Here is a 26,117-nt window from a genome sequence, read left to right on the forward strand (position 1 = left end):
CTCGCTTCACGAGCACGTGATACCTCGACCGCCCCGGGGGCCGCGCGGCGGCGCGTTCAGCCGGTGACCGGGGCGGGCTCGGGCTCGGCCCGGCGGTTGCGGAGAACGGAGGTGGCGAAGGCGAGGATGATCAGGCCGGCGCCGAGGCCACCGGTGATCCACTCTGGGACATGGGACACGATGCCGACCAGCATGCAGACGGCGAGGGCCCCGATGGCCCAGTGGGCGCCGTGTTCGAGGTAGGCGTAGCGCTGGAGGGTGCCCTTGCGGATCAGGAAGACCGTGATCGAGCGGATGTAGATCGCGCCGATGCCGAGGCCGAGGGCGATGACGATCGGATCCGTGGAGATCGCGAACGCGCCGATCACGCCGTCGAAGGAGAACGACGCGTCCAGTACCTCCAGGTAGAGAAAGAGGAAGAACGCGGCCTTGCCGACGGCCACGGCAGGCCTCGATGGGCCCGAGCCCGAGCCCTGGGCCGAATCCGAGCCTGAGGCCAGGGCCGAATCCGAATCCGAGGCCGAATCCGAGGCCGCGGTGTCGAAGAGATTTCCGAGCCCGTTCACCAGGAGGTAGGCGACGAGTCCGAGCATTCCGGCGATCAGCACGGACGCCCGCTCTCCCTCGGGGGCCCAGAGCCCCGCGACGCCCGCGAGCGCGGTGCCCGCGATGATCACCGAGAGCTGGTCGAGCCTGCCGAACCGGGCGAGCGGCGCCTCGAGCAGGGCCAGCCAGCGCTCCTCGCGCTCGTCGAACAGCCAGTCCAGGAAGATCATCAGCAGGAACACGCCGCCGAAGGCCGCGATCATCGGGTAGGCGCTCTCCATGGACGCCTGGTAGGCGTCGTGGTCGTTCAGCGCCAGGCGCACCGCCTCGACGGGCCCCAGCCCGGTGGTGAGCGCGACGATCGCGACCGGGAACAGCAACCGCATGCCGAACACGGCGATCGCGATGCCGACGGTCAGGAAGATCTTCTGCCAGAACGGGCTCATGCGTTCCAGCACCTTGGCGTTGACGACCGCGTTGTCGAACGACAGCGAGATCTCCAGCACCACCAGGACGGTCACCACCGCCAGCCCCGCCGTCCCGCCGTAGGCCAGGGCGGCGACCAGACCGGCCGCGGTCAGGGCGAACGACCAGCCGAACGTACGAAGGATCATGAGTTCGCCTTCCGCAGGACGAGCCTGATCAGGGGCCAGGCGAGGAGCAGGACGATCAGGCCGTAGACGGTGTAGGACACCGGCCCGCCCAGCAGCCCCGACAGGTCGCCGCCGGACAGCTGGAGCGCGCGCCTGCCCTGCAGTTCGGCGCGCGGGCCGAGGATGACGCCCACGATGAGCGGCAGGACCGGGAACCCGAACCGCCGCATGCCGAACCCCAGGAGTCCGAGGACCAGAAGGATGAACAGGTCGAACGGCTGGGAGTTGACGGCATAGGCCCCCATGGAGGCGAAGAACAGGATCCCGGCGTACAGGTACGGGCGGGGAACGCGCAGCAGCTTCGCCCACAGCGGTGCGAGCGGCAGGTTGAGCGCGAGCAGCATGAGGTTGCCGACGAACAGGCTGGCGATCAATGTCCAGACCAGCTCGGGCTGGCGATCGAACAGCAGCGGTCCCGGCTGGATCCCGTGGGACTCGAAGGCCGCCAGCATGACCGCCGAGACGGCCGTGGTCGGCAGGCCGATCGCGAGCATCGGCACGAGGGTGCCGGCCGCCGAGGCGTTGTTGGCGGCCTCCGGACCGGCCACGCCCTCGATCGCGCCGTTCCCGAACTCGTCGTGGTGCTTGGCCAGCTTCTTCTCGGTCGCGTACGACAGGAAGGTCGGGATCTCCGCGCCGCCCGCCGGGACGGCGCCGAACGGGAAGCCGAGGGCGGTGCCGCGCAGCCAGGGCCGCCAGGAACGCCGCCAGTCCTCCCGGCCCATCCAGGCCCGCCCGACCGGGATCACCTCGCCGGTCTTGCGCCGCAAATGTGCCGCGACCCACAGCGCCTCACCGACGGCGAAGATCCCCACGGCCACGACGACGACGTCCAGCCCGTCGGCCAGCTGCGGGACGCCGAAAGTCAGCCGTTGCTGCCCGGACACCCCGTCGATGCCGATCAGTGCGATGACCAGGCCGACCAGCAGGGACACCAGGCCGCGCAGCCGCGAGGAGCCCAGCACGGCGGAGACCGCGACGAACGCCAGCAGCATGATCGCGAAATAGTCGGGGGCGCCCAGGCTGACCGCGAACCGCACCACCAGCGGCGTGACGACCACCAGGAGAACGGTGGCGATCGTCCCGGCCACGAACGACCCGATCGCGGCAGTGGCGAGCGCCTGCGCGGCCCGCCCGGCCTTGGCCATCTTGTTGCCCTCGATCGCGGTGACGACCGAGGACGACTCGCCCGGCGTGTTGAGCAGGATCGAGGTGGTCGACCCTCCGTACATGCCGCCGTAGTAGATCCCCGCGAACATGATGAACGCCTGGACCGGCCCCATCCCGTAGGTCACCGGCAGGAGCAGCGCGACGGTCATCGCAGGGCCGATGCCGGGCAGCACGCCCACGGCGGTGCCGATCAGCACGCCCAGGAAGGCCATCAGCAGGTTGGTCGGGGTGGCGACGTGGGCGAAGCCGTCGAGCAGGTTGCCGAGATCACCCATCACAGGATCCCCTGCAGCACTCCGGCGGGCAGATTCACGCCGAGCCCGATCGCGAACGCGTAGAACGTGCCCAGCGAGAGGGCCGCGGAGACCGCCGCGGTCAGCACGTACCGGCGGCTGCCGAGCGCGAACGCCGCGCCCCAGAACAGCAGCCCCCCGCTGATGACCCAGCCGAGCCGCTCGATGAGGACCGCGTTGGCGGCGAAGACGCCGATGAGCAGCAGGACCGTCCGCCAGTCGATCGGCGACGCGAGGTCGATGTCCTCGCCGTGCTCCGGCTCGCCGCGGCCACCGCGCGCCACGTCGATCCCGTACACGACGGAGATGCCGAGCAGGAGGGCTCCGATGAGCAGCGGAACGGGCCGGGGCCCCAGCAGATCGGTGGACGACACGGTGTTCGGGATGCCGGTCGCGTCCACGATCACCAGGAGGCCGAGCCCCGCGAGGAAGGCGCAGACCCCGTACTGCGCCCGGTCGGTCCCGGGGCGTTCGGTGGGCGCCGTCTTCTCGGTGACCATGGTGTCGGTGTCCATCAGGCCAGCCCCAGCTGCTTGAGGATGTCGGCGACGGACTGGTCCTGCTGGGTGAGGAACGACCCGAACTGATCGCCGGTGACGAACGAGTCGGTCCAGCCGCGCTTGGCCAGCTCGGCCTTCCACTCCTTCGAGTCGTGCATCCGCGTCAGCGCGTCGATCCATGCCTGCTTGTCGGCCGAGCTGATCCCGGGCGGGGCCACCATGCCGCGCCAGTTGGTGAAGACCAGGTCGACACCGGAGGCCTTGAGCGTCGGGACGTCCTTGAGGACGGCGATCGGCGAGGCGCTGGTCACCGCCAGCACCCGGATCTGGCCGGCCTCGACCTGGTCGAGGAACTCACCGAAGCCGCTGGCACCGAACGCGATCTTGTTGCCGAGCAGCGCCGGCAGGAGCTCGCCGCCGCCGTCGTAGGAGACGTAGTTGACCTGCTTGGGGTCGATGCCGACGGTCTTGGCCAGCTGCATGGGCAGCAGGTGGTCCGGCCCGCCGGGTGAGGAACCGCCGCCGACGGCCACCTTCTTCGGGTTCTTCTTCCAGGCCGCGATGAGGTCGCCGATGGTCTTGTAGGGAGAGTCCTTGGGCACGACGATCGCGCCGGCCTCCTCGATCATCTTGGCGAGCGGCGTGGTCTCGGTCAGCCGGGCCTTCGACTTGGCGGTGTAGGACGCGCCCACGACGCCGAGGCCCATCTGCATGGCGAGCTTGCCGTTGCCCTTCTCGTTGACCGTGCGCTGCAGGCCGACGGTGCCGCCCGCACCCGGCAGGTTGAACACCTGGACCGTGTTGGCGATCTTGGTGTCGCCCATGACCTTGGCGGCCGTCCGGGCGGTGGTGTCGTAGCCGCCGCCGGGCGTGTTCGGCACCATGATCCGCAGCCCGGTGAGGGTGCCGCCGGCCTTGGTGTCGTCCTTGCCTGCGGTCGCGCCGCAGGCGCCGAGCGTGAGCATCGCAGCGGCGGCCAGCGCGCCGAGCCGGACGGTGAGGTGAATTCCCATCGTCGGGTCCCTTCGACTCTTTTGGGGTGGGAGCACCGAGTATGTGTAGTGTGGCGGGCGCCACATAGCCTTCTGTGACCTGCGGAGATTGTGTAACTAATGGTCGTCAGACTCCGCCCCCGGACGCTTGCGGGCGAGCTGTTCGCGCTGCAGCTCGCGATCGTGGTCGTCGTGCTCGTGGCCGTCGGGGCCATCTCCCTCGCCCAGTCCTCCGCCACGTTCGACCGGGTCGAGGACCGCCGGGTGAACGCGCTCGCCGAGCAGTTCGCGTGGAACCCGCTGGTCCGCGCCCAGCTCGCGGAGGGGTTCCCCAGCACGGTGCTCGCCACGCTCGTGCAGTCGACCCGGCTGAACACCGGCGTCACCTCGGTGACGGTCGCGAACGCCCGGGGGGTCGTCCTCAGCTCCACCGATCCGACGCTGGCCGGCACGCGGCTCCCCCTCGGGGGCGTGCCCGACCGCAGCTGGTCCGGCTACCTCACCCTGAACGGATCGCGCGAGCTGACGGCCCAGATCCCGGTGCTGGGGGACCGGGACGACAACCGCGGGAAGCGCCTCGGCACCGTGGCGATCGGGGTCGCGGCGCCGACGTCCTGGGACAGGCTGGTCGGGGCGACCCACTACCTGCCACTCTACGTCGGGATCGCCAGCGCGCTCGGCCTGTTCGGCTCCCTGCTGGTGGCCCGCCGGATCAAGCGGCAGACCCTGGGGCTGGAACCACGCGAGATCACCGGTCTGGCCGAGCACCGGGAGGCCCTGCTCCACGGCATCGCCGAGGGCGTGATCGCACTGGACCCGCGGTACCGGATCACCCTGGTCAACGACGTGGGACGCCGGTTGCTCGGCCTGCCCCCCGACTGCCTCGGCCACGCCCTGGCCGACTTCGGGCTGGAGAGCCGGCTCGTCGAGGTGCTGACCGGGGTGAGCGACGCACGGGACGAGATCGTCATCCGGGAGGGCCGGGTCCTGGTCCTCAACCGGATGGCCGTGGTACAGGGCGGCCGTGCGCTCGGCTCGGTCACCACCCTCCGCGACCGGACCGAGCTGGCCCAGCTCGAACGGGAGCTCGGGTCGTTCCGCGGCTCCACCGAACTCCTGCGCGCCCAGGCCCACGAGTTCGCCAACCAGCTCCATGTGATCTCCGGGCTGATCCAGGTGGGCGACCACGACGCGGTCGTGCCCTACGTCCGCGCCCTCCAGAAGCACCGGGAGTCGCTCGACACCAGGCTGAACGCCAAGGTCCGCGACACCGCGATCGCCGCCCTGCTCATGGCCAAGTCGTCCTTGGCCGCCGAACGGAAGGTGGAGCTGCGCATCTCGGACCCGACGTCGCTGGACAAGCTCCCCCCGCAGGATTCGGCGGACCTGGCCACCGTGATCGGGAACCTCGTCGACAACGCCGTCGACGCCGCCGCCGGCCACGAGGACGCCTGGGTGGAGGTCGAGCTCCGCCACGACGCGTCCGCCGTCGAGATCGTCGTCCGGGACTCCGGCCCCGGCGTCGCCCCCGAGCTGGCCTCGGAGGTCTTCGCCCGCGGCTTCACCACCAAGGCGGCCCGCAGCGGCGAGCGCGGCATCGGCCTGGCCCTGACGCAGCTCATCTGCCACCGGCACGGCGGCGAGATCTCCGTCGACGGCTCCGTCTTCACCGCCCACCTGTCCGTCGGAGCACTGGAGACCACCCCATGATCGACGTCCTGGTCGTCGACGACGACTTCATGGTCGCGCGCATCAACCGTGGCTTCGTCGAGCGGATCGACGGCTTCCGCGTCGTCGGCACCGCCCACACCGGCCGGGAGGCCATCGAGGCGGTCGCATCCCTGTCGCCCGACCTGGTGCTCCTTGACCTCTACCTCCCGGACATCTTCGGCCTGGACGTCGTCACCCGCCTGCGTGCCGCCGGCCACGACTGCGACTTCCTCGTCATCAGCGCCACGCGCGAGACCGATTCCGTCCGCGCCGCCGCCCGCCAAGGCGCGGTGAACTACCTCCTCAAGCCCTTCGACTTCAAGGACCTCCAGGTCCGCCTGGAACGCTACGCCGCCGAACGCGCGGAACTGGGCAACCTGGTGGTCAGCGGCCAGGCCGACATCGACCGCATCCTCCACCGCGGCGCCTCCCCGGGCGCCCCGCCCCTCCCCAAGGGCATGAGCGCCGAGACCGCCGAACTGGTCAAGCGCGCCCTGATCGCCGCAGATGCACCCATGTCGGCCGCCGAATGCGCGTCCGTGGTCGGGATCTCCCGCGTGAGCACCCGCCGCTACCTCGAGTACTTCGGGGCCGCAGGCCTCGCCCGGGTGACTCTCAAGTACGGCACCGGCCGCCCCGAGCGCCTGTTCCAGTGGATCTCCTAGGGCGTGTCTCGAGACACGCCCTAGCACCGCCTACCTCTAGAAGACGTCGACGCCGAACCTCTGGAGCGGCTCGGTGACCGGCTGGAAGAAGGTGATGCCGCCGGACCGGCAGTTGCCCGCGCCGCCGGAGGTCAGCCCCAGCGCGGTGGTGCCGCTGAACAGCGGTCCACCGCTGTCGCCGGGCTCCGCGCACACGGTGGTCTGGATCATGCCCGTGACCGTTCCCTCCGGGAAGTTCACCGTGGCGTTGACCGCGGTGACCCGGCCGGTGCTGACCCCGGTGGTGCTGCCGCTGCGGACGACGTTCTGGCCGACGACGGCCTCACCGGCCCGGGTGATGTCCCGGCTCTGCCCGTTGAACAGGTTGACCTCGCCCTCTCCGGCGGCGCCCTCCTCGGATCGGACGAGCGCGAAGTCGTCCCCGGGGAAGCTGCTGGCCACCGTCGTGCCGAGCGGCCGGCCTCCCTGCCGGTCAGCGGTCCAGTTGCGTACGGCGTTGCCGCAGTGCCCGGCGGTCAGGAAGAAGCTCTCCTGGCCGCGGCGCACGTTGAAGCCCAGCGAACAACGCGAGCCCTGCCCGAAGATGGCGTCGCCGCCGAGCGCGAACGTGCTGAGCCGCCCTGGTATGCGAACCATCTGCACGGCCGGACCCATTTGCCGAGCCGTCCGGCGGACGGCGGCCAGTCGCGTCCCGGTGACCGTCCCGTCCGTCCACATCACCACTCGACTCGTGGCGGGATCGACGGTCCAGCCGGTGCCCGGGACGGTCATCGTGCGCCGCAGTGTGTTGGTGATCCCTCTCAGCGTGCTCGGGCTGCGGGTGGACATCGTGGGCGTCGCCCCCGCCGCGCGGACCATGGCGGCGTCCGCAGCGCTGGTGACCGTGACGACCGGGCGGCCCGAGGCGTCGAGATAGGCGCCCAGCGTACGCGCGCCGAGCTGCCGGGCCGCCCTGGCGGCCGTGGTCGCGGCGTCGTTCGGGGACGGCTGATTCGTGCGTGCTCTCGTGGTGTCGCCCGCCAGTGAGGCGTTCTTCGCAGACCGGCCCGGCAGTTCGCCGCCGTTCACCGCGTACAGCGAACCGGCCACGACGCCGGTGGCCCCTGCAACCGCGGCGCCGGCCAGGGCCACGGTCCGCAGACGTCCTTGCCTGGTGGCGTTCCTCATGAGCTCTCCAGACTCTGGGATCGATCTACACCAGACAGATACGGCGCTCGTGGACGAGAAGGTTCACGATGTCAGGCAGGTCGGCTTGGCCGCAGGTGACACCGGCCAAACTGCGGCGTGGGCCATACGGGGCGAGGAGCGACCGACGGGGGCGATGGGCCGGTCAACTGAAGTCAGAGGTGTCCAGCGAGAAGTCAAAGGGGGCGGGCAGGAGCAGCGGCTTACCGAAAGGAAAGCGCACGTCCGCCTGGTAGTCCTCCCTGCCCACGTCAGGCTCGCTGAACAGCGTGGTCTGCTGATCAGCCCGATCGACCAGCAGATACAGGGGGATGCCCGCTTTGGCATAACAGTGTCGCTTGACGCCGCGATCCCTATCCGGGTTGGACGAGGTTATTTCCAGCACCATCGCGACACCGGCCGAAGGCATCCAGGAGGGCCCGACTTCAAACAGGTCCAACTCAAGGGGAGCGAAGACGCCGTCCGGAATCACGTAGTTTTTCGTGCAGTGATTTCCCCGCGCCAGTTCCAGGCCCTTGACCCCGGACACGTCCATTTCGACCGCGGCCTTCTGGATGACCTGCCTGGTGATACGGGAGAAGATCTTCTCATGTTTTCCGAAGGGGGGCGGCGACACGACGATCTCTCCTTCGATGAACTCCGCACGGTAGCCCTCCGGCGTGTGGAGCTTGTGGAAACCATCGAGAAGAGCCTGCTCGTCAGCACACTCTGGCGCATGCGTGTGGGTGGCCATGCCATCCCCCTTCTCCGGATGCCTCTTCAGCATAGGGACCGAAGCGGGGGCATGGAGTGGGCCGCGCGTCCAGTGGAAGCCGACATCGAAGGCACCTCTCGGTGGTCGTACGGACACACCGGGTGATGGCCGTAGCGCCCAGCTACGCACTGCGAAGGAGAAATCGCCGACTCAGGCCCCGTGCCGATCGGACTTGATCTGGGTGAGGAGGGCGGCGAAGGCGGGGCGGGTGACGTGCAGGTGGGGGCCGTCGGGGTCCTTGGAGTCGCGGAGGCCGATCACCGGGTCCAGCGCGGCGACCTCGACGCAGGTGCTACTGGACTCCCCGCCTGAGTAGCTTGACTTGCGCCAGTGGGGGATGGGGCGGTTCACAGCGCCTCCATGATGGATTTGATCAGCATCTCAGACTCGCCGACCGGGAGTGCCTCACCCCCGATCATGTCGAAGCCTACCGCCAGGCGATGCACGTCGGTGGGTCGCGCGACTACCTGTCCCAAGCCCATGGCGGCCTCCACGAAGGCGACATCGTTGCCCTCCGCGAAGCCGAGGATGGTGAAGCCGCTGGACACGTAGACGGGGGCGCCACTGGGGATGATCTGCACGGTGTTGCGGGGCTCCTGGGCCATCTTGAGCAGGCAGGCGAGTTGCTCGCGCATCACCTCGGGGCCGCCGACCGGATCACGCAGCACCGCTTCCCTGATCAACGCCGTGATGAACGGTGGTTCCTCGCGCTGCAGGATGTCCTGGCGGCCCATCCGAGCGGCGACGGCCTGGTCCAGCGTCTCCGGCCGTTGCCCCGGCCGCAGCAGATGCCGGGCGTACCGCTCGTCCTGGAACAGCCCGGGAAGGTGCAGTGGGTCGTAGACCCGGATCGAGTCGGCTTGGGCCTCCTGCTCGGAGTAGTTCTGGAAGGTCAGCGACCATCCGGCCTCGCGGATGACGTGCCAGTACTGCTCCTCGAAGTACTCGACCTCGTACAGGCGGTCGAGCTTGGCACTCACGTCGAGAGTCGGCAGGCGTCGGAGGTTCTCGATCGCGGAGATCGTCTTGGGCGACACGGTGCAGGCCGGGCCGACCTCTGCCTGGCTCAGGCCGTCGCGTTCCCGGTAGCGGCGCATGCGCTGCACGTACGCGGCGGCACAGCTCGCTTTCGGGTCGAAGTTGCGCTCTTCGTGCTCCATCGGCGACTCCTGATGGATACAGCGGGTCTGTAGACGCTCACGTTCTTCCGGACTCTAGGGCCGCGGGGCAAGGCTTGAGCCGTGTTCACAAAAAGTGACGGCGGCATCACTAAGAGGCCGGAAGAACAGATGGCCGCGCAGGCCGTGCTGCGAGGCCTGGCAGTACGTGGAGGCGAGTCGTGATCAACACCGCCAGGCACACCCAGGTCGAACAGCGCGTCAGGGCCCTGGCCGAATCGCTCCGGGTCCGGAAGGTGAAGGCCGAACTTGACCTTGTCACCGCGTTCCCCGGCCTGACCGCGTCGGCGGGCTGGTCGATGCGGTGCGTGCTGGTGTTCTGCCACCAGCCCAAGGGCGCCGGACGGCTGGTGTTCTGCACCAACGGGTGCAGGCGCCTGGGCGAGGTGACCGAGCCGGAGGCCGTCGCAGACAAGATCGTCGAGATGTTGCGGGGGCCAGGTCATGAACGAGCCGCGTGATCCGCGCACAGGCGCGTACAACCTCCCGGCCGTGGACGAAGGGCTGTCGAACGCCGCGACCATCCTGCACAGGTTCCGTGCTCGCTTCGGGCCGCACGGGTGGGCGTTCCTGCACGACCGTTCCTAAGGACTGAGCATGAGTTGCGTGTGCTCAGCCGAACGCCCCGAACGGTGTTGGGCGTTCTGGTCCACCGCGTTCGCTCTGTGCCCGGCGTCATCGGATCGTGTCCGTGGTCCAAGCGGCGGAGGGCGGTTTCCCTCACGCCTTCGGGTGCCCGGTGCGGCCTGGACGGTCCGATGCCCGACACCATCGCTCTGTCTGGTGGTGTGGGGGCGGTGTCGTCCGTCGCCGGATCGGGTGCCCGAGGGCGCGTCGTCCGATCGCCACGCTCGCGGCCTGGTGGCGGCTGACGGGGCGTCGTGGTGTGGAGAGCGGGGCCTGCCAATGCTGCGCGCCCCATTTGGAGGTGTAGGCGGGGTCGACGGCGATGACGCCGATCCCGGTCTCGGCGCACATGCTCAGCAGCCGCGCGCGGAGTTTGCCGGTAGGGATCCCGGAGATCAGATTGCGAAACTTCTTGCGGCGGCCGTGCTTCTCGCGGGTGGTGGAGTCGGTGAAGTCCAGGTCCTCGACCGCGATGGCCCGCGCGCCGGTCGCGGTGGCCCAGTTCAGGAGGCGGGTGAGGGCGTGGCGGAGCTGGGCGTCGCGGTGGGTGGCGGGGCCGGTGAGGTCGTAGTCGAAGCGGCGCGGCGCGCCGACCGGGTTGCCGTGGTTGTCCAGCCGCCAGGCGGCCAGGTGGTCGGCGTTGGTGTCCACACCGACCACACCCCCGGCCCGCAGCGCCTCCAACGGGACGACGGGCAGGTTCTTGCGGGTCCAGGAGGCATCCAGGTACCAGCGGCCCCGAGCCACGTCCAGGTGGATGCGGTAGGCCACCGCCCGGTTCACGCTGATGCGGTCGCGCCACTCCTCACCCCGGTGCGCGAAGGCCACGCGGGCGGCCAGCACGTACCGGCCGTGCCGGGCATTGGCCAGCTCGGCCAGCGGCGCGGGGAGTTTGATCGACACCTCACCGTCGGGGGTGAGGCGGATCGTCTCGTTGCCGAACCTTTTGCCGGACTCGCCATCGGCGGTCAGGAACCACCGCGCCGCCTCCCACTCCGCCCGCCACCTCTCCTGGGCTCTTGTGGGCGGCGGCCAGGTTGTGGCGCTGCTTGAGCAACCGGCGCCCGCCCCGCACCACCGACACCCGGCCCGCGTCACGTTCGGCACGGACCCGCTCGTACTCAGTTTCCAGGATCGCCAGCCGCCGGGACTTGACGAACCACTCCTGCCGCGACCGGTACCCGCCCGGCCTGCCCCGGCTCCCCTTCGCACCGACCGTCAGCGACAGCCGGTACCGGACCATGCCGATACCGGCCTCCAGCGAGCGCAGGTGCGCGACCTGCGCGCGGCGCGACAGGCCCCACTGATCGTGGGTGTTGGAGGTGACCGAACCGGCCCACCGCGACGACGACCCGGCCGTCAGGTCCCGCTTGCGAGCCGCCCAAGTGCCGGTGGAGTGTTCCAGACCGTCCCGGCACCTACGCGCCAGATCACCCGAGGCCAGACGCCCCATGTGCTCGCCCACCAGCCGCAGCACCCTCTCATCCTACGGCGTCAGGCCCTTGAGCCGGTCCCGGATCGACACACCCGACGGACCATCAGCGACGAACGGCCGCGCGACCTCCCGCAACGGCCTGCTGGCCGGGGGCGCCGTAGCCGAGGGGAGCGGGGTGGACATTCCACAGACCGTAACGGAGACCACCGACGAAATCACTCAACGCAACCACGATCCACCCCAACCCCGAAACAACGATCACCACACCGTCCCGTGCGCGGTCACCACCACACAGAGGTCAGACGCTCCAACCCTCTGACCTGCTCCACACAACAAGACTCAAGGACACTCATGGACGCTCAACCATCAGCAGCTCGCAACCCCGGCGCCTCCGGTGGACCGCGCTGGGGCCACGCGGCGCCGAGATCTCCCGGCGGGACCCGACGTCGCTCCACGCCGCCGTGGAAGCCGCCGTCCGTACCCGCGCCGGCAGGTCCTGGTGATCACTCGAGGTCCGGGCCGCGTGGGGCCGCTCCACATCGCACGATGAGTTCATGACCGAGCTCTTCGACACCACGCCGTGAAGATCGAGTGGTCGGAGCAGGAACCTAAACCGGTATTAGATCCCGCCTAAACCCGGCGGCCTGAATGTTGTCCCCTCCTGTGGCAATGCCACCAGACGCATGTGTCACAGGAGGAGCGACTGATCATGGCACTGAACCTAGGACGCAAGCGGCAGGCAGAGCCCGCCGCCGAGCAGCGCCCGCCCCTGCGACAGCGGCTGTGGCCACGGCGGACGACCGCCGAGGCCGAGGCAGGCGCGGCCCCCACGCGCACCGTGGTCGTCAAACGCGGGCCACGCCGGTGGCCCCGCCGCCGGACCAATCCGGTCAGCATGATGATCATGGCCGCGGGCTGGGCGGCCGCCCTGATCCTCGTGCTCGGGATGCTGCTCACCTGGGGCGACGCCAACCCCGGCAACACGCTGGTGGACGCGACCCTCGACGCCGGACGCTGGCTCGCGACGCCGTTCCATGACGCGTTCACCCGCTCCGACCCCGAGCACCAGCTCTACCTCAACTGGAGCATCGCCGCAGTCGTCTACTACGCGATGGCGCGCGTCGTCTCCTGGCTGATCCGCTTCTGAACGTCGGCGCGCCTGCCGGCACCCGCTCTGATCTGAGCAGGCGCGCCGCGCCACCTTCTGAACGGCCCGCGCACCCGTCACCGCGGGCCGTTCAGTGTGTCCGGACCGGCGAGAAAGCGACGTCACCCTCGAATGCCACGTAGGCGGCGGAAACCTGCCAGCTTCCGCCCCCGCCTCGTTGATCGACTTGTGGCATGACCACAACGATCAGCACGGCGGCTCCCGCTGCCACCTGGAAGAGCCGGCTCGGCGTCGTCGCGGTGATGATGGGGATCTTCTCGATCGTCACCACGGAGATCCTCCCGATCGGCCTGCTCCCGCCGATCGCGGACGAGTTCGGGATCTCAGCCGGTACCGCGGGGCTGACGATGACCATCCCGGGCTTCGTCGCGGCGGTGGCGGCGCCCGCCGTGACCGTCGCCAGCGGGCGGATCGACCGGCGGACGATGTTGTGCGTGCTCATGGCCGTGCTGGCGGTCGCGGACTTCCTCGCGGCGAGCGCGCAGGCCTACTGGATGATGCTGGTCTCGCGGGTCCTGGTCGGGCTCACGATCGGCGGCTTCTGGTCGATCGGGGCCGGGCTGGCCGGACGGCTGGTCCCCGAGAGGTCGGTGGCCAGAGCGACCGCGGTCATCTTCGCGGCGGTACCGCTGGGGTCGGTGCTGGGCGTTCCGGCGGGAACGTTCATCGGGCACCTGGCCGGATGGAGAACGTCCTTCCTGGCGATGGGACTCCTCACACTGGGGATCCTGGCGGCGCTCGTCCTCGTCCTGCCTCCGCTTCCCGTCACACAAGTGACCCGGTTGAACGTGCTCTGGCAGGTGATCCGGGCACCTCAAGCACAGATCGGCCTTGTAGCAACCGCTCTCATAGTGACGGCGCACTTCGGGACCTACACGTACGTCACCCCGTTCCTGGAGCAGGTCGGAGGCGTGGACGCCGGCCTGGTCGGCGCCTTCCTGCTGGCCTACGGCGTGGCGGGCATCGCGGGCAACTTCGTCGCGGGCGCAACGATCCCGCGAAGCCTCCGCAGCACGTTCGCGTGCTGCGCCTGCGCTCTGGCTGCGGCGACCTTGCTGCTGCCGCTGGCGGGAGCCTGGAGCCTGGGGCTGCTCGTGGTGTGGGGACTCGCGTACGGGGCGGTGCCGGTCTGTTCGCAGACCTGGTTCACCAGGTCGGCCCCTCAGGCCCAGGAGGCGGCGATGGTCGTGTTCACCTCCTCGTTCCAGGCGACCCTGTCCTTCGGCGCGCTCCTCGGCGGCGTGGTCGTGGACGCGACATCCACCTCGACCGTCATGGTGCTGGGCGGGCTGCTCGCTATCCTGGCAGCGGCAACGATCGCCCTGCGCGGCAACGGTCAACCTACTGAAACTCGCTCGTCTCCAGCGTGAAGCCAAAGGGCTCCGGGATGTCGGTCGTCTTGCCGAAGCTCAGCCGGATGTCCTCGCGGTAATCCTCCGCCTCACGATCAGGCCCGCTGAACAGACACACGGTCTTTTCCATGCGATCTGCCAGCAGATAGAGCGGAATCGCGGCCTTCGCATAGCAGTGCCGTTTGATCCAGCGGTCCATCTCAGGCTTGGCGGAGATCACCTCGACCACCATGGCGACACCATCCGAAGGCATCCAGACGGGAGCGCCCCAGAACAGCCCGAGATCATGAGGCGCGAAGACACCGTCGGGAACGAGGTGGTTCTTCGTGCACTTGTCGCCGCAGACGAGCTCCAGGCCTTTATTGCCCGAGAAGTCCATGCGGCCGCTAGAGCGCCTGGCGACCTGCCAGGTGATGACCGACAGGATTCCCTCATGGTCTCCCCCGGGGGGTGGCGACACGACGACCTCTCCTTCGATGAACTCCGCGCGATAACCCTCCGGCGTGCCCAGCTTCAGGAAGCCATCGAGAAGGGCCTGCTCATCGATGCATCTCGGGTCATGCTCCGCGTTGGCGGCCATGCCACACCCCTCTCCCGCTTCCCCTCCAGCAAGGGGAACCGACGCGGCAGCGGAGTCGTGGGACGCGCTTTCAGCGGCAACCGACATCGCAGGACACCTCTCAGTGATCAAACAGACACACGGAGTATTGACGCTACCGTTCGACTAAGCGCTAAAAGACCGGAATCGAAAAATCAAGCGAACGCCGTCGGCTTCATACTGGGACGGTGGCCTCTGTTCCGCCTGCGCGGCATCTGGTGCGTGCCAAAGACCTGGCCGACAGGCGGTTCTTCGAGCCGCTGACCGTGGAGGATCTCGCGCGGGCGGCTGGACTGTCGCGGGCGCACTTCAGCACGGAGTTCCGGCGGGCGTTCGGGGAGACGCCGCACGCCTACCTGCTGACCCGCCGCCTGGAACGGGCAGCGGCCATGCTGCGCGCGTATGGGCGCCCCCAAAACCGGACGTTTCGAGAAGACGCGGCCCGACCTCGCTGAATAGCGTCGGTGCTGATCGAACCGGAGCGGGGAGGACCAATGATCAGGATCGCCAACGTGCAGCTGTGGGTGCACGACCAGGACGAGGCGCTCGACTTCTACACCACGAAGGTCGGCATGGAGGTGCGCTTCGACGTCACGCTTCCGGAGATGGGCTTCCGCTGGCTCGGGGTGGGGCCGGCCGACCAGCCGGAGGTGTCGATCGTGCTGATGGCGGTGCCGGGACCGCCGGTGATGGACCCCGCGACCGCGGACCAGGTGCGGGATCTGGTGGCCAAGGGCTTCGCGGGCACCGTGTTCCTCTCGACCGACGATTGCCGTGCGGACTTCAAGGAGCTGTCGGCGCGCGGGGTGGAGTTCACCGAGGAGCCTGACGAACGGCCGTACGGGATCGACTCGGCCTTCCGCGACCCCTCGGGCAACAGCATCCGCCTCACCGAGATGCGGTGACGGGACGCTCCGGCCGGGTGGGCGGCCGGAGCGTTCCCGTTGTCAGGCTTCGGTGATGGTGTTGAGGCGTTCGATGGCCTCGACGTACTCCTCGATGAGGTCGTAGACGACCTGGGCGGCGGGCTTGACCTGGTTCATCGAGCCGACGATCTGGCCGACCGGGAACGTGACCAGCTCGCCGTCGCCCGACCGGGCGATGCGGGGCAGGGCGTCGGCGACCAGCATGAACTGCATGGGCATGGGGAGGTAGCCGGGCGACTTCTCGCTCTCCCAGGCCTCGGTCCACGCGGTCTTGAGGAAGCGGGCGGGCTTCCCCGTCCAGGCGCGGGAGCGCACGGTGTCGCGGGACGTGGCGTTGAGCAGTTTGGGCATCGCCCGTTCAGGGGTGTCGGCCTCGTCGACCGTCAGCCAGATCGAGCCGGTCCAGGCGCCGTCGGCGCCGAGGGCCATGCCCGCCGCGAGCTGGCGGCCGCGGCCGATGCCGCCGGCGGCCAGGACGATGGTGTCCTCGCCGACCGCGTCCACCACCTCGGGGATCAGGACCATGGTCGAGACCTCGCCGGTGTGGCCGCCCGCCTCGGTGCCCTGCGCCACGATGATGTCGACGCCGACCGCGACCTGCTTGCGGGCGTGCCGCGCGGTCGAGGCCAGGCCGGCGACCTTGACGCCGTGCTGGTGGGCCAGCTCCACGACGTCGGCCGGGGGCGGGCCCAGGGCGTTGGCCAGCAGGGCGATGGGGTGCTTGAGGGCGACCTCGACCTGCGGGCGGGCGGTCTGGTCGGTCCAGCCGAGCAGCGCCTTGTTCGCCTTCTCGGTGGACGGCTCGACGCCGTGCTCGGCGAGGAGGTTCTCCAGGAACTCCCGGTGCTCCTTCGGGATCATGCCCTGCAGCTTGCCGAGCAGCTCGTCGGCGTCGCCGAGGTCGGCGCCCTCGTACTTGGCGGGCATCACCACGTCCACGCCGTACGGCTTGCCGCCGACGTTCTCGTCGATCCATTTGAGCTCGAGCTCGAGCTCCTCGGGGGTGAAGTACAGCGCGCCAAGCACGCCCATGCCGCCGGCGCGGCTCACCGCCGCGACGACGTCGCGGCAGTGACTGAACGCGAAGATCGGGTACTCGATGCCGAATAGTTCGGTGACTCGTGTCCGCACACCCCGAACGATAGGGCCCCGATCAGGAAACTGCAACAGGTTCTACTTTGTGGATTTCGCTGCCTGCGAGTGTCGCTGGTCTCTGTAGTTAGAACACGTACCAGCACCCCGCGGCCGAAGCTACGGGGTGCGGGGAAAGCGGAGGTCAGGGGCGCCTGATCGGCGGGGGTGCGGGCCTCTCCTCGGCCTGCAGGGGCGCGGCGCCGGCGGGCTGGGCCTCGCCGAACTTGCCGTCCGCCCGCCGGACCGGCTTCGTCGGCGGCCGCGCGGCCTTCCTGTCGGCGATCCTCCCGGCGATGGCGCCGAGGAGCAGCATGATCAGGCCCAGGACGAGCGAGCCGGCCGGCACGTAGACCCGGACGGCGGCGATTATGAGGGCGGCCTTGTCGGCCTGGGCCACCAGGCTCTTCTCGCCCTGCTCGGTGGTCCGGAGGTCGGCCGACGCGACCGTCATCCGCCCCCGGCCGTCCGGCGTCTGCACGAAGCTGTGGATCGCCTGCCGGACCTTGACCGGGACGCCGGTACGCGGGTCTATCCACTGCGTGATGGTCGACTGGAAGTAGCGGTCGACCTTCTGGGCGGGGCTCCTCTTGCCCAGCCCGAGCCAGTCGCCCGGCATCTTGAAGTTGACCTTCTGGGTCAGAGTGACCGGGACCTGCCGGGTGAACCTGTAGGCGGCGATTCCCTGAACCTTCTCCTCGGCCTCGAAGCGCATCGGGACCGTGCGGCGGGTGGTCATGTCGAAGAACGGATACTCGCGCTTCTCCACGTTCGCCACCGGGAAGAGCAACCCGTAGCCGCTCATCTGCACCTTGGTGTCGCCGCCGATATTGGTGCCGCAGCAGTTGACCAGCTCCGACGAACGCCGGTCGAAGGCGATCCGGTAGCCCTGGACCTCGATCATCTTGTCCGGGACGGCCTTGTCGTAGATGTTGGTCGACGAGTCCCAGACCGCGATGTCGCCGTCACCGTTGTTGGCCCGGACGTCGCCGCGCACGGTGTTCTCGGCGACGAGCGTGACGCCCCTGCGCATCTTGAGCGTCGCCGTGTCGAAGTAGGTGGCGTTCGGCGCTTCGAGCGTGGTGCGCTGGTAGCGGTTGAGCGGCGCGCGCACCAGCTGGTCGGCGACGTAGAACCGCACCAGCGGCGCCAGCGTGAGGAAGAACGCCCCGAAAACGACCAGGACCAGGCCGAACTTCCGGCGCATGTCCAACCTCCCGCGGGCGTCTCACGACAACGTCATTTCACGATCTCGAGGGGCCGACCCCGGCGTGTGCGCGTTACCCTACAGGACCACCCAAACCGCCCGTCCAATAAGCCATTTCCAAGCCATTCCCGCTGAAGGCGGCCCCCGTGAACACCGGTATCCGCATCCCGGACCGCCGTCGCCCTGCGCTGCCGGACCGGCGCTGGCTGGCGCTCGGCGCGGTGCTGCTGGCCACGTTCATGGACCTGGTGGACGTGACGATCGTGAACGTGGCGCTGCCGGCGATCCAGCGAGACCTGCACGCCGGCACCGCGGCCGGGCAGTGGATGGCCGCGGTGTACGCCCTCGGCTACGCGCTCCTGCTCATCACGGGTGGACGCCTCGGCGACATCTTCGGGAGGCGGCGGGTCTTCCTCGCCGGGATCGCCGGGTTCACGATCGCTTCGGTGGTGGCGGGGGCGGCGGTCTCCCCCGGCATGCTGATCGGTGCCCGTGCCGCGCAGGGCGCGTTCGCCGGGATCATGGTGCCGCAGGCTCTGTCCGTGATCACCGTGCAGTTCGCGCCCGGGCGTGAGCGCACGCTGGCGTTCAGCCTGTACGGGGGGTTGCTCGGCGTCGCCCAGGTCAGCGGCCCGATTCTGGGAGGGCTGCTGACCCAGCACGGTCTCTTCGGCGCGCTGGGCTGGCGGGCGATCTTCTACGTCAACATCCCGGTGGGCCTGGTGGCGCTGGCCGGGGCGGCGCGCTGGATGGACGACTCCCGCGCCAAGCCGCCGCCACGGCTCGACCCGGTCGGAGTCGTGCTGATCAGCGTGGCGTCGCTGCTGCTGATGTTCCCTCTCGTGCAGGGACGGGAGTACGGCTGGCCCTGGTGGTCCGTGGCACTCCTGGTCTGCACCCTGCCGGTCCTGCTGTTGTTCGCGGCGTACGAGCGGAGGAGCGCGAGCCCCCTCGTCCCCTCGCAGCTGTTCGCCCAGCGTTCCTTCACCGCCGGGCTGATCCTCACGCTGGCCCTCTTCTCCGGCGTCGCCGCGTGCTTCATCACGCTCACGTGGGGGCTGCAGTTCGGCCTCGGCTGGTCGCCGATGCGGGTCGCCCTGACCGGCCTGGCCTGGCCCGCGGGGGTCGCGTGCACCGCCCAGTTCACGCACCGGCACGGCCACCGCCACGCCCGCCGCCTGGTCGCCGCCGGCACCTTGATCATGGCCTTCGGCCTGGCCGGTCTCAGCGTCCTCACGTTGATGGAGGGCCGCGATCTCACCCACTGGCCGCTGGTCCCGTGGCTCTTCGTGGCCGGTCTCGGCATGGGCTTCGCGCTGCCGATCCTGGCGAACGCGGTGATCAGCGATGTGCCGCACCACAGCGCCGGGGCCGCCTCGGGCGTCTTCAACTCGATCACCCAGCTCGGCGGCGTCCTCGGCGTCGCCGCCGCCGGGCTGCTATTCTTCGGCGCGGCCAAGGCCCCCTCCACCGTCACACCGGACGGGACGCCGCGGGCCCTGGCGTTCAGCTGCTTCGCGTTGCTGCTCGCAGCCGCACTCTCCGGTTTGCTACCGAGACGTATCGCATCGGACGAACCAGGCGAACTACCCTTCATCGACACCGTCGAGACTCCACGCCGACTGGATGGGAGGCCGCGCTGACGCCGATGCGGGTGACCGTCGTGGTCCCGACCCGGAACTCCGCCCGCACCCTGGAGCGGTGCCTGGCCTCCGTCCGGGCGCAGACCCACGCGGTGGAGCTGGTGGTGGTCGACAACGCCTCCACCGACACGACACCCGAGATCGCGGCGGCGCACGCGGACGTGGTGGCCGGCCACGGGCCCGAACGCAGCGCCCAGCGCAACCACGGCTGGCGGACCGGCGGCGGCGAGATCATCGCCTTCGTCGACTCCGACATGGTCCTGGAGCCCGAGGTCGTCGAGCAGGCGGTCAAGATCTTCGCCACCGAACCCGATGTCGGCGGACTCGTCATCCCGGAACTCTCGTTCGGCGAAGGGTTCCTGGCCCGCTGCCGGGCCGTCGAGAAGCGGTCCTACCTCGGCGACGAGACGGTGGAGGCGGCCCGCGTGTTCCGCCGTTCGGCGCTGGAGGAGACCGGCGGGTACGACGAGGGGCTGAGCGCCTTCGAGGACTGGGACCTGGCCGACCGGGTGGCCGCGACCGGCCTGCGCATCGGCCGGGTGACGGCGGTCGTCCGACACGACGAGGGCCGGATCACGCTCCGTTCCGCCTACCGCAAGCGCCGCTATTACGGCCGCTGGCTCCCCGCCTACCGGTCCCGCCCGCACGCTCGGTCGTTCAACCGCCCTCGCTCTGTGCGCGCGCTCCTGCGGCAGGGCTCGCCCCACCTTGTGGCAGGACTGGTCGCCCTCAAGATCTCCGAGGCCCTGGGCCTGCTCCGTGGCTCCCGCCGTCCCAGCGCCCCGGACACGCCAGTGCCTCCAGAAAACCCGGCGTCCTCGGATAATCTTCGGCCACCGTGACACTCGCAGCCTCACGACCCCAGGCCGCCCGGGACGATCGGCTTCCCACGATCTCCGGGCACCACGCCGCGCTCGACGGTCTCCGCGCCGTGGCGGCGCTCATGGTGCTGCTCTTCCATGTGGCGGCGAGCACGGGTTATCTCACCCGCCAGGGCGCCCTGCCCTCGCTGCTGTCCCGGGGTGAGATCGGGGTGCCGATCTTCTTCACGCTGTCCGGACTGCTGCTCTACCGGCCCTGGGCCGCGGCGGCGCTCGGGCTGCGGCCCGCTCCCGGGACCGGAGGCTATCTCTGGAAGCGCGCGCTGCGGCTGCTGCCCGCCTACTGGGCGCTGGTCGTGGTGACGATGGTGATGTACGCCGAGGACCACCTCACGGACATCTGGACCTGGCTCTCGCTCGCCACTCTCACCTACAGCTACGACCCCCACCCCTGGTGGAACAACTACCTCGGGCCCAATGGGATGGGCCAGATCTGGAGCCTGACGGTTGAGGCCGCGTTCTATGTGGCGCTGCCTTTCCTCGCGTTCCTCCTGCGGCTGTGGGCGAAACGAGCCGGGGAGGACGTCGGCGCGCGCGCCCGGCGGCTGCTGTACGGACTGGGCGGCTATTCGTTGATCTCGATGGTCTATGCGCTCGGGGTCTCGTACACCTCGAACGAGGGGTTCTACGGCAACTGGCTGCCGCGCTACCTGATCTGGTTCGCCATCGGGATGGCCTTGGCCGTGGTGTCGGTCTGGGCCCACGCCGAAAGCGACCAGAGCCCGGCGGGCGAAGGCGATCGGCCGGTGGGCAGGTTCTGCCGTACGGTCGCGGCCTCGTGGGGCATGTGCTGGATCACCGCCGCGCTGCTCTACTGCGTCTCCTCGACGCCGCTCACCGGTGTGTCCCGGTTCATCGCCGCGAGCGCCTGGACGACCGAGCTGCACATCGTGCTGTACGGCCTCGTCGCCGCGTTCCTGATCGCCCCGGTGGCGCTGGCTCCGGCGGACCACCCGGCGACCCGCCAGATCCTGGGCAACCGCGTGATGGCGTTCCTCGGCAAGATCTCCTACAGCGTCTTCCTGTGGCAGTTCGTGGTCATCTACGTCTGGTTCGACATCACGAACCACCCGCCGTTCACCGGCAACCTGCTCGTGGACTTCCCGGTCTGCACGCTACTCACCGTCGGGGTGTCGACCCTGAGCTACTACTTGATCGAAAGTCCCGTCCGGCGGCTGGGGACGCGCCGGCGGACGTCCGTTCGCCGGCAGCCCGTCGGGGACGGTGTCCCGGGGTGACGGTCTGCTCTCCTCTGCTGGCGTGATCGGGACCCAGCGGAGCTCCCCGCCGCCGGGGAGCCAGATGTCGGGCTCGCGTGAGGCCGCGAGCATGGCCGCCAGGTAACCCACCACCAGGAGCCCGAAGACCTGCGGGGCGGCGTCCCGGAGGACGTCGGGCACGGTGCCCTCCGTACCCCGGCGTGCCAGCCACGTGCCGGCGGCGATGCACCCGCCTCCGGCCACCATCGGCACCGCGACCAGCCAGGACGAACGCAGTCGGCGGGCGGGAGCGGAGGTGTGGCGCTGCGCCCACTGTGTCACCACCGCCACGACCACGGTCAGCGCCAGCCCCAGGAAGCCTGCCAGCCAGAAGCCGAGCCCTGCGGCGAGCCCGAGCGCCGCAAGGCCCGCCACGCGGCCCGGTGCCCGGGCGAGCGCGGGGGCCGCCGCCTTGACAGGCGCCTGGCGCCGCCAGAAGGCCACGAGGAAGAGCACGATGAGGAGGTTCAGACCGGCGAAGAGCGCGATGCGGTAGAGGCCGTCGGGCTGGTAGGTCAGCTTGACCACGCCTGCCGTGCCCGCGGGCACCTCCCAGGCCTGCCGCCAGCCGTCCAGGCGGACGGGCCGCAGCTCCCGGCCGCCGACCTCGGCCTTCCAGCCGACGTTGAAGTTCTCGTTCACGACCAGGTACGAACGTCCCTGGGTGTCGATCTCGACCGCGCGGGAGCCCTTGTCCCACCCGCGGACCTGCACGGGCTGGCTCGCCTGGGGCTTGGCTGCGGCAAGCCTCCCGCCCGGGTCGACGACCATCGAGTCCACCCGGTAGGCCGTGCCCCCGGCGCCGATCCGGTTGTCGCCCGCCGCGATCCGTACCGGCTCGCAGGTCTGGAACCGCATGAGCCGCCCGCCGAGCACGTCGTCCACGGTCCCGGCGAGCCTGGTCCGGCTGGCGGTGCCGTTGACCTGCACGGTGGGCCCGTACCCGCACGGTGTGGTGAACGGCTTGAACCCGGAGGCCGTCAGTGGCTGCACGCCTGGCACGGTGACGTCGCTGATCTGGAGAGGCACCTGCGCGGACGTGAATCTGAGCGTGATCCGGTCGGTCCAGATCAGGTTGAAGCGCAGCCGCCCGTTCTTGTCGACCAGGCCCTCCCGGACCTCGCCCCGCGCCCCGGTCACGGTGACGCGCAGCGCCGCCCGCGCCCCGGCCGGCCGGGCGACCGTCACCTCGCTGAGCCGTCCCGCCCGGCCCCAGCCGATCTTGAGGGTGGGCGCGCGGTCGTCGCCGGCGGCCAGCCAGGTCGTCGCCGGATTGCCGTCGAACGCCGACCGCGGCAGGCCCGCCGGCTCCCGGGTCCATGTCGAGCTCGCGCTCACGGTGACCTTGGAACCGAACCGGGTCAGCCGGTCGATCAGCGTCGGATCCATCAGCACCGCGTTCCCGCTGATCCTGGCGGTCGCCTCGGCCGGCGACGGGAAGACCCTGCTGAACGTGTTGCCCTCTTCGTCGTCCTTGCCGAGGTCCGGCGAGCAGACCCAGCGGGACGAGCCGCGCATGCACTCTGACCGCGGCGGCACGGACCGCGCCATCAGCTGGGCGGGCGCCTGGCCGGGTGTCTGGGCCTGCACGCCCGGCGCCGCGGGCATGCGGAGGTGACGGGCCGGCCGCACGCCCGGGATCGTGAGCTCGGAGACGGCCACGCGTGCGGCGGCGGGCGACACCGGCTCCCGCGCGAGCTTCACGATCCGGATCCGTAGCCAGCTCGTCTGGCCCGCCGGGGCGCGCAGCCGCTGCGCCTCGGCCGTGGGCTGCACATCCTGCTCGACCGTGCCGGCCTGGGTGTCCACCGCGACGCGGGCCGGCGGCGGCCCGAGGAAGTCGTTTCGCACGAAGGACGCGTCGACGCCCTGGCCGGGGTCCCGGGGCTCCTGGAAGTCCACGCGCAGCCACTGCTGCAGGGGCCCGTTCCAGCCGCCCGTCGTCCAGTGGGTGCGCGGGTCGTTGTCGAGGGCGGCCGACGGCAGGGCGCCCGGATCGTCGAACCCGGTGAGCGCGCCCGGATCGGCGGCCGACGATGAGGCCGTGACGTTCTTGATCCCCTCGAACACCGCGGTCGTGCGGTAGCGCAGCCACTCGGGTTCCTCCGGATCCGCGCCCTGCCCGCGCGTGTCCGACCGGACGCCGTCGGCCGTCTTCGTCGGGGAGATCTGGCTGCGGATCTCCCCGAGGTTGCGGTCTCGCCAGCGCAGGGCGTCCGACACGACACGTTGCGCCGGAGCCGCCGGATCGTCGTCGTCGAGCAGCACCGGGCGGCCCTTGAGCGCGCCGTTGTCGGCGAGTGAGAGCAAGCCCTCGGGGGCCCCGTACATCCGTACTGCCTGGCTCGCGTCGAGCATGCTGACGACGTCGTCGGCGTCGCCCACCTCGTAGATCTCGACCGGCGGGTACCGCTGGTCGAACGAGCCGACCGCCTCGTCGTCGCCCCATCCGCCGACCGGCTGATCGCCGAACGACGCCACGCGCTTGATGCCGGGCGAGGTCTCCAGGGCCTCGTGGACCCGGGCGGGCCAGGCACCGCGCAGGTCCGACCGGGCGAGATCGTTGCGGACGAGCAGGTAGCGCACGCCCATGCGGGCCAGCACCTCGGTCAGCCCCGCGGAGCCGCGCCCGGCCGCGACTCGCTGGTCGATGGCGTCCATCAGCCGCGCGTAGCCCGGGGAGCCCTGCGGGACGAGCTGCCGCGCACCCCAGCGGGTGCTGAGCAACGGCTGGACGATGTCGTCCATCGGACGGCCCCAGGTGTACTCGCCGAAGCGGGCGCCCGGCACCGCGAGCACGGCCTGCTGCCCGGCCCGGCCGTTCAGCCAGTTGGCGGCCTGCTGCCAGTACTGCGGGACGGCCGGGAAGTCACCTGGTCCGGCCAGGCCATTGATGAGCGCGGGGAACGACACCGCCGCCAGCGTGGCACCCGAGACCGCGAAGAGGCTCAGCCGCGCCCGCGGCCGCCGCAGCGTCCTCGGCAGGTGAGCGAGCCCGAGCGCGAGCGGCAGCCGCACCAGGCCGTCGAACTTGTAGAGGTTGCGCAGCGGCGCCAACGGCCCGTCGAGCAGGTCGCGCATCGGCGCCGCCAGCGGCCCCTCGATCCGGCTCGCGTGCCCGGCGGCGATGATCGCGACCCCGGCGAGCAGGACGAGCAGCAGGAACGTGCGTTCGGGCAGGTCGCGCCGGGCCAGCCCGGCCAGCCCGAGCGCGGCCAGCACCGCGGTCACGATGATCAGGAGCGTGCCGGTGGACAGCTGGAAACCGACCGGGAGCGACCCGGCGTCCAGATAGTTGATCCAGCGTTCGGCGCCCCGCAGGACATCGATCAGCCCGGTCGGACCGGTCGTGGTGTCGGCCTTCTCGGTGTAGCCGAGCCAGGAGAATCCGTACCGCCCGGTGAGCACCAGTGGGGCGAGCCACCAGGCGGTCGCGAACGCGACGGCGACGTTCCACCAGGCGAACAGCCGCAACCGTCCCGGCGTGCCGCGAGGGCGGGTGAGGAGGTAGATCGCGGGGACGGCGAGCACGGCGACCGTCGCGGTGCCGTTGATCCCGCCGCACAGCGCCACGGCGACGCCCGAACGGGCGGCGGCCCGGATGCGTGCGCCGCGTCCTGGGCCGGCCGACGTCAACGGGAGGACGATCCACGGCAACATCGCGAGCGGGAGGTACTCCCAGGAGTTCTGGCCGAGCGCCGAAAGCCCGTGCGGCCCCAGCGCGTACGCCATCGCGCCCACAAGCCTGCTGATCGGGCCGCCGATCCCGAACCGTTCGGCCAGCCGCCTGGCGCCCAGGAAGGCCGCGCAGAGCAGCAGCGACAACCACAACCGCTGCGTGATCCACGCGGGCAGCCCGATCAGGTCGCCGAGGGCGTAGAACGGGCCCATGGGGAAGAAGTAGCCGGCCGCCTGGTTCTGGAGCTGGCCGAACTGCGCGGGATCCCACAGGTGCAGCGCCCGGCCGAGGAAGCCGAGCGGGTTGACCGCCATGTCGATCTTGGTGTCGGCGAGGATCCGGCCCGGGCGGGTGGAGGTCACCAGGACGATCAGGGCCAGGCAGCAGACCGCGCTCCGGAACCGTTCGCGCAGCCGTTCGTCGACGCCGCCCTCATCGGGCTCGGGCCGCTGCGCGAGCTCACGGTCGGCGTCGGAGAGGCGGCGCGCCAGCCGGTCGGCCCACGCTCCGGTGCCGCTAGCCATGCCGCTCGCCCCTCCTCCCTGAGCTGGACCCCAGACCGCGT

At 70.2% G+C, this 26,117-nt stretch carries 25 protein-coding genes and 1 pseudogene; 11 read left to right on the forward strand and 15 right to left on the reverse strand.

Features of this window, described 5'->3' with window-relative positions; all coding sequences use genetic code 11:
- Positions 1-56: 56 nt before the first annotated feature.
- The 4 genes from F8566_RS04045 to F8566_RS04060 are packed head-to-tail and all read right to left on the reverse strand — an operon-like array spanning position 57 to position 4,175.
- Complete coding sequence (locus F8566_RS04045) at positions 57-1,160, reverse strand: DUF475 domain-containing protein (protein WP_151558162.1); 1,104 nt, start codon at positions 1,158-1,160, stop codon at positions 57-59.
- Positions 1,157-2,644, reverse strand: coding sequence for a tripartite tricarboxylate transporter permease (locus F8566_RS04050; protein WP_151558164.1), 1,488 nt, complete (start codon positions 2,642-2,644; stop codon positions 1,157-1,159). The genes F8566_RS04045 and F8566_RS04050 overlap by 4 nt, the downstream gene beginning before the upstream one ends.
- Positions 2,644-3,177, reverse strand: a complete 534-nt coding sequence (locus tag F8566_RS04055) for a tripartite tricarboxylate transporter TctB family protein (RefSeq protein WP_151558166.1) — start codon at positions 3,175-3,177, stop codon at positions 2,644-2,646. Before F8566_RS04055 ends, F8566_RS04050 begins: the two co-directional genes overlap by 1 nt.
- On the reverse strand, positions 3,177-4,175 hold the full coding sequence (locus F8566_RS04060) for a Bug family tripartite tricarboxylate transporter substrate binding protein (RefSeq protein WP_151558168.1): 999 nt from the start codon (positions 4,173-4,175) through the stop codon (positions 3,177-3,179). The genes F8566_RS04055 and F8566_RS04060 overlap by 1 nt, the downstream gene beginning before the upstream one ends.
- Positions 4,176-4,274: 99 nt before the next feature.
- Between F8566_RS04060 and F8566_RS04065 the strand changes: the two genes are divergently transcribed.
- On the forward strand, positions 4,275-5,864 hold the full coding sequence (locus F8566_RS04065; RefSeq protein ID WP_151558170.1) for a sensor histidine kinase: 1,590 nt from the start codon (positions 4,275-4,277) through the stop codon (positions 5,862-5,864).
- The gene (locus F8566_RS04070; RefSeq protein WP_151558172.1) at positions 5,861-6,529 is read left to right on the forward strand and encodes a response regulator; all 669 of its coding nucleotides are present in this window, start codon (positions 5,861-5,863) and stop codon (positions 6,527-6,529) included. The genes F8566_RS04065 and F8566_RS04070 overlap by 4 nt, the downstream gene beginning before the upstream one ends.
- 36 nt (positions 6,530-6,565) lie before the next feature.
- Here the strand turns inward: F8566_RS04070 and F8566_RS04075 are convergent, their stop codons facing one another.
- The 4 genes from F8566_RS04075 to F8566_RS04090 all read right to left on the reverse strand — a co-directional run bounded on the left by F8566_RS04075 (position 6,566) and on the right by F8566_RS04090 (position 9,628).
- The gene (locus F8566_RS04075; protein WP_151558174.1) at positions 6,566-7,696 is read right to left on the reverse strand and encodes a S1 family peptidase; all 1,131 of its coding nucleotides are present in this window, start codon (positions 7,694-7,696) and stop codon (positions 6,566-6,568) included.
- A 163-nt stretch (positions 7,697-7,859) separates the two neighbouring features.
- Positions 7,860-8,447, reverse strand: coding sequence for a Uma2 family endonuclease (locus F8566_RS04080; protein WP_151558176.1), 588 nt, complete (start codon positions 8,445-8,447; stop codon positions 7,860-7,862).
- 171 nt (positions 8,448-8,618) lie between these two features.
- Positions 8,619-8,819, reverse strand: a complete 201-nt coding sequence (locus F8566_RS04085; RefSeq protein WP_225992857.1) for a DUF397 domain-containing protein — start codon at positions 8,817-8,819, stop codon at positions 8,619-8,621.
- Positions 8,816-9,628 carry a helix-turn-helix domain-containing protein gene (locus F8566_RS04090; protein WP_151558178.1) on the reverse strand — a complete coding sequence of 271 codons (813 nt, stop codon included), beginning with the start codon at positions 9,626-9,628 and terminating at the stop codon, positions 8,816-8,818. The genes F8566_RS04085 and F8566_RS04090 overlap by 4 nt, the downstream gene beginning before the upstream one ends.
- A gap of 179 nt (positions 9,629-9,807) precedes the next feature.
- Between F8566_RS04090 and F8566_RS04095 the strand changes: the two genes are divergently transcribed.
- Both F8566_RS04095 and F8566_RS49645 read left to right on the forward strand, forming a co-directional pair.
- A complete protein-coding gene (locus F8566_RS04095) occupies positions 9,808-10,107 on the forward strand; it encodes a hypothetical protein (protein WP_151558180.1) in 300 nt (99 codons plus the stop codon).
- On the forward strand, positions 10,091-10,234 hold the full coding sequence (locus F8566_RS49645; protein WP_192809549.1) for a hypothetical protein: 144 nt from the start codon (positions 10,091-10,093) through the stop codon (positions 10,232-10,234). Before F8566_RS04095 ends, F8566_RS49645 begins: the two co-directional genes overlap by 17 nt.
- Before the next feature lie 132 nt (positions 10,235-10,366).
- Here F8566_RS49645 and F8566_RS50890 read toward each other — a convergent pair whose 3' ends face one another.
- From F8566_RS50890 to F8566_RS52170, 3 genes are read right to left on the reverse strand one after another with little or no spacing between them, the layout of a single operon-like run.
- Entirely contained in the window at positions 10,367-11,176 is an 810-nt protein-coding gene (locus F8566_RS50890; protein ID WP_225992858.1) for a hypothetical protein, read from the reverse strand.
- 1 nt (position 11,177) lies between these two features.
- Positions 11,178-11,750, reverse strand: coding sequence for a hypothetical protein (locus tag F8566_RS50895; RefSeq protein WP_225992859.1), 573 nt, complete (start codon positions 11,748-11,750; stop codon positions 11,178-11,180).
- Between the two features lie 9 nt (positions 11,751-11,759).
- Positions 11,760-11,891, reverse strand: a complete 132-nt coding sequence (locus tag F8566_RS52170; RefSeq protein WP_264159284.1) for a hypothetical protein — start codon at positions 11,889-11,891, stop codon at positions 11,760-11,762.
- Positions 11,892-12,417: 526 nt separating this feature from the next.
- Here F8566_RS52170 and F8566_RS04105 point away from each other — a divergent pair.
- Together F8566_RS04105 and F8566_RS04110 are read left to right on the forward strand one after the other, a co-directional pair.
- A complete protein-coding gene (locus F8566_RS04105; RefSeq protein ID WP_151558182.1) occupies positions 12,418-12,855 on the forward strand; it encodes a hypothetical protein in 438 nt (145 codons plus the stop codon).
- Between the two features lie 194 nt (positions 12,856-13,049).
- Positions 13,050-14,246: an MFS transporter gene (locus F8566_RS04110; RefSeq protein ID WP_151558184.1), complete on the forward strand. Its 1,197-nt coding sequence runs from the start codon at positions 13,050-13,052 to the stop codon at positions 14,244-14,246.
- Here F8566_RS04110 and F8566_RS04115 read toward each other — a convergent pair.
- The gene (locus F8566_RS04115; RefSeq protein WP_151558186.1) at positions 14,218-14,808 is read right to left on the reverse strand and encodes a Uma2 family endonuclease; all 591 of its coding nucleotides are present in this window, start codon (positions 14,806-14,808) and stop codon (positions 14,218-14,220) included. The two genes, F8566_RS04110 and F8566_RS04115, sit on opposite strands and share 29 nt — an antisense overlap.
- A 206-nt stretch (positions 14,809-15,014) precedes the next feature.
- Here F8566_RS04115 and F8566_RS04120 point away from each other — a divergent pair, with 206 nt between their 5' ends.
- Together F8566_RS04120 and F8566_RS04125 are read left to right on the forward strand one after the other, a co-directional pair.
- Positions 15,015-15,281, forward strand: a complete 267-nt coding sequence (locus tag F8566_RS04120; RefSeq protein WP_151558188.1) for an AraC family transcriptional regulator — start codon at positions 15,015-15,017, stop codon at positions 15,279-15,281.
- Positions 15,282-15,320: 39 nt separating this feature from the next.
- Complete coding sequence (locus F8566_RS04125; protein WP_151558190.1) at positions 15,321-15,731, forward strand: VOC family protein; 411 nt, start codon at positions 15,321-15,323, stop codon at positions 15,729-15,731.
- Positions 15,732-15,773: 42 nt separating this feature from the next.
- On the opposite strand, the gene F8566_RS04130 is transcribed toward F8566_RS04125, so the two are convergent.
- Positions 15,774-16,883 carry an NAD(P)H-dependent flavin oxidoreductase gene (locus F8566_RS04130; RefSeq protein ID WP_151558192.1) on the reverse strand — a complete coding sequence of 370 codons (1,110 nt, stop codon included), beginning with the start codon at positions 16,881-16,883 and terminating at the stop codon, positions 15,774-15,776.
- 145 nt (positions 16,884-17,028) lie between these two features.
- Positions 17,029-18,090, reverse strand: a complete 1,062-nt coding sequence (locus F8566_RS04135; RefSeq protein WP_151558194.1) for a DUF3068 domain-containing protein — start codon at positions 18,088-18,090, stop codon at positions 17,029-17,031.
- Between the two features lie 146 nt (positions 18,091-18,236).
- On the opposite strand from F8566_RS04135, the gene F8566_RS04140 reads away from it, so the two are divergent.
- Genes F8566_RS04140 through F8566_RS04150 form a run of 3 tightly spaced genes read left to right on the forward strand, consistent with a single transcriptional unit; the run spans position 18,237 to position 21,852 of the window.
- Positions 18,237-19,733 (forward strand): MFS transporter, encoded by a 1,497-nt coding sequence (locus tag F8566_RS04140; RefSeq protein WP_225992860.1) that lies wholly within the window; start codon positions 18,237-18,239, stop codon positions 19,731-19,733.
- A gap of 5 nt (positions 19,734-19,738) precedes the next feature.
- The gene (locus F8566_RS04145; protein ID WP_151558196.1) at positions 19,739-20,575 is read left to right on the forward strand and encodes a glycosyltransferase; all 837 of its coding nucleotides are present in this window, start codon (positions 19,739-19,741) and stop codon (positions 20,573-20,575) included.
- Positions 20,572-21,852, forward strand: a complete 1,281-nt coding sequence (locus F8566_RS04150; RefSeq protein WP_225992861.1) for an acyltransferase family protein — start codon at positions 20,572-20,574, stop codon at positions 21,850-21,852. The genes F8566_RS04145 and F8566_RS04150 overlap by 4 nt, the downstream gene beginning before the upstream one ends.
- A gap of 2,169 nt (positions 21,853-24,021) precedes the next feature.
- Here F8566_RS04150 and F8566_RS50900 read toward each other — a convergent pair.
- Positions 24,022-26,076 (reverse strand): annotated as a pseudogene (locus F8566_RS50900) (alpha-(1->3)-arabinofuranosyltransferase domain-containing protein); the annotation flags it as partial.
- Positions 26,077-26,117 lie beyond the last annotated feature (41 nt).

The organism is Actinomadura rudentiformis (genome assembly GCF_008923185.1).
Classification (GTDB): Bacteria; Actinomycetota; Actinomycetes; order Streptosporangiales; family Streptosporangiaceae; genus Spirillospora; species Spirillospora rudentiformis.

Excerpts from the sequence above, each read along its gene's own strand:
- F8566_RS04135 (WP_151558194.1), bottom strand. The coding sequence starts at position 18,090 with ATGCGCCGGAAGTTCGGCCTGGTCCTGGTCGTTTTCGGGGCGTTCTTC.
- F8566_RS04050 (WP_151558164.1), bottom strand. The coding sequence starts at position 2,644 with ATGGGTGATCTCGGCAACCTGCTCGACGGCTTCGCCCACGTCGCCACC.
- F8566_RS04060 (WP_151558168.1), bottom strand. The coding sequence starts at position 4,175 with ATGGGAATTCACCTCACCGTCCGGCTCGGCGCGCTGGCCGCCGCTGCG.
- F8566_RS04075 (WP_151558174.1), bottom strand. The coding sequence starts at position 7,696 with ATGAGGAACGCCACCAGGCAAGGACGTCTGCGGACCGTGGCCCTGGCC.
- F8566_RS04090 (WP_151558178.1), bottom strand. The coding sequence starts at position 9,628 with ATGGAGCACGAAGAGCGCAACTTCGACCCGAAAGCGAGCTGTGCCGCC.
- F8566_RS52170 (WP_264159284.1), bottom strand. The coding sequence starts at position 11,891 with ATGTCCACCCCGCTCCCCTCGGCTACGGCGCCCCCGGCCAGCAGGCCG.
- F8566_RS04080 (WP_151558176.1), bottom strand. The coding sequence starts at position 8,447 with ATGGCCACCCACACGCATGCGCCAGAGTGTGCTGACGAGCAGGCTCTT.
- F8566_RS04070 (WP_151558172.1), top strand. The coding sequence starts at position 5,861 with ATGATCGACGTCCTGGTCGTCGACGACGACTTCATGGTCGCGCGCATC.
- F8566_RS04105 (WP_151558182.1), top strand. The coding sequence starts at position 12,418 with ATGGCACTGAACCTAGGACGCAAGCGGCAGGCAGAGCCCGCCGCCGAG.
- F8566_RS04045 (WP_151558162.1), bottom strand. The coding sequence starts at position 1,160 with ATGATCCTTCGTACGTTCGGCTGGTCGTTCGCCCTGACCGCGGCCGGT.
- F8566_RS04110 (WP_151558184.1), top strand. The coding sequence starts at position 13,050 with ATGACCACAACGATCAGCACGGCGGCTCCCGCTGCCACCTGGAAGAGC.
- F8566_RS49645 (WP_192809549.1), top strand. The coding sequence starts at position 10,091 with ATGAACGAGCCGCGTGATCCGCGCACAGGCGCGTACAACCTCCCGGCC.
- F8566_RS04125 (WP_151558190.1), top strand. The coding sequence starts at position 15,321 with ATGATCAGGATCGCCAACGTGCAGCTGTGGGTGCACGACCAGGACGAG.
- F8566_RS04065 (WP_151558170.1), top strand. The coding sequence starts at position 4,275 with ATGGTCGTCAGACTCCGCCCCCGGACGCTTGCGGGCGAGCTGTTCGCG.
- F8566_RS04145 (WP_151558196.1), top strand. The coding sequence starts at position 19,739 with ATGCGGGTGACCGTCGTGGTCCCGACCCGGAACTCCGCCCGCACCCTG.
- F8566_RS04055 (WP_151558166.1), bottom strand. The coding sequence starts at position 3,177 with ATGGACACCGACACCATGGTCACCGAGAAGACGGCGCCCACCGAACGC.
- F8566_RS04115 (WP_151558186.1), bottom strand. The coding sequence starts at position 14,808 with ATGGCCGCCAACGCGGAGCATGACCCGAGATGCATCGATGAGCAGGCC.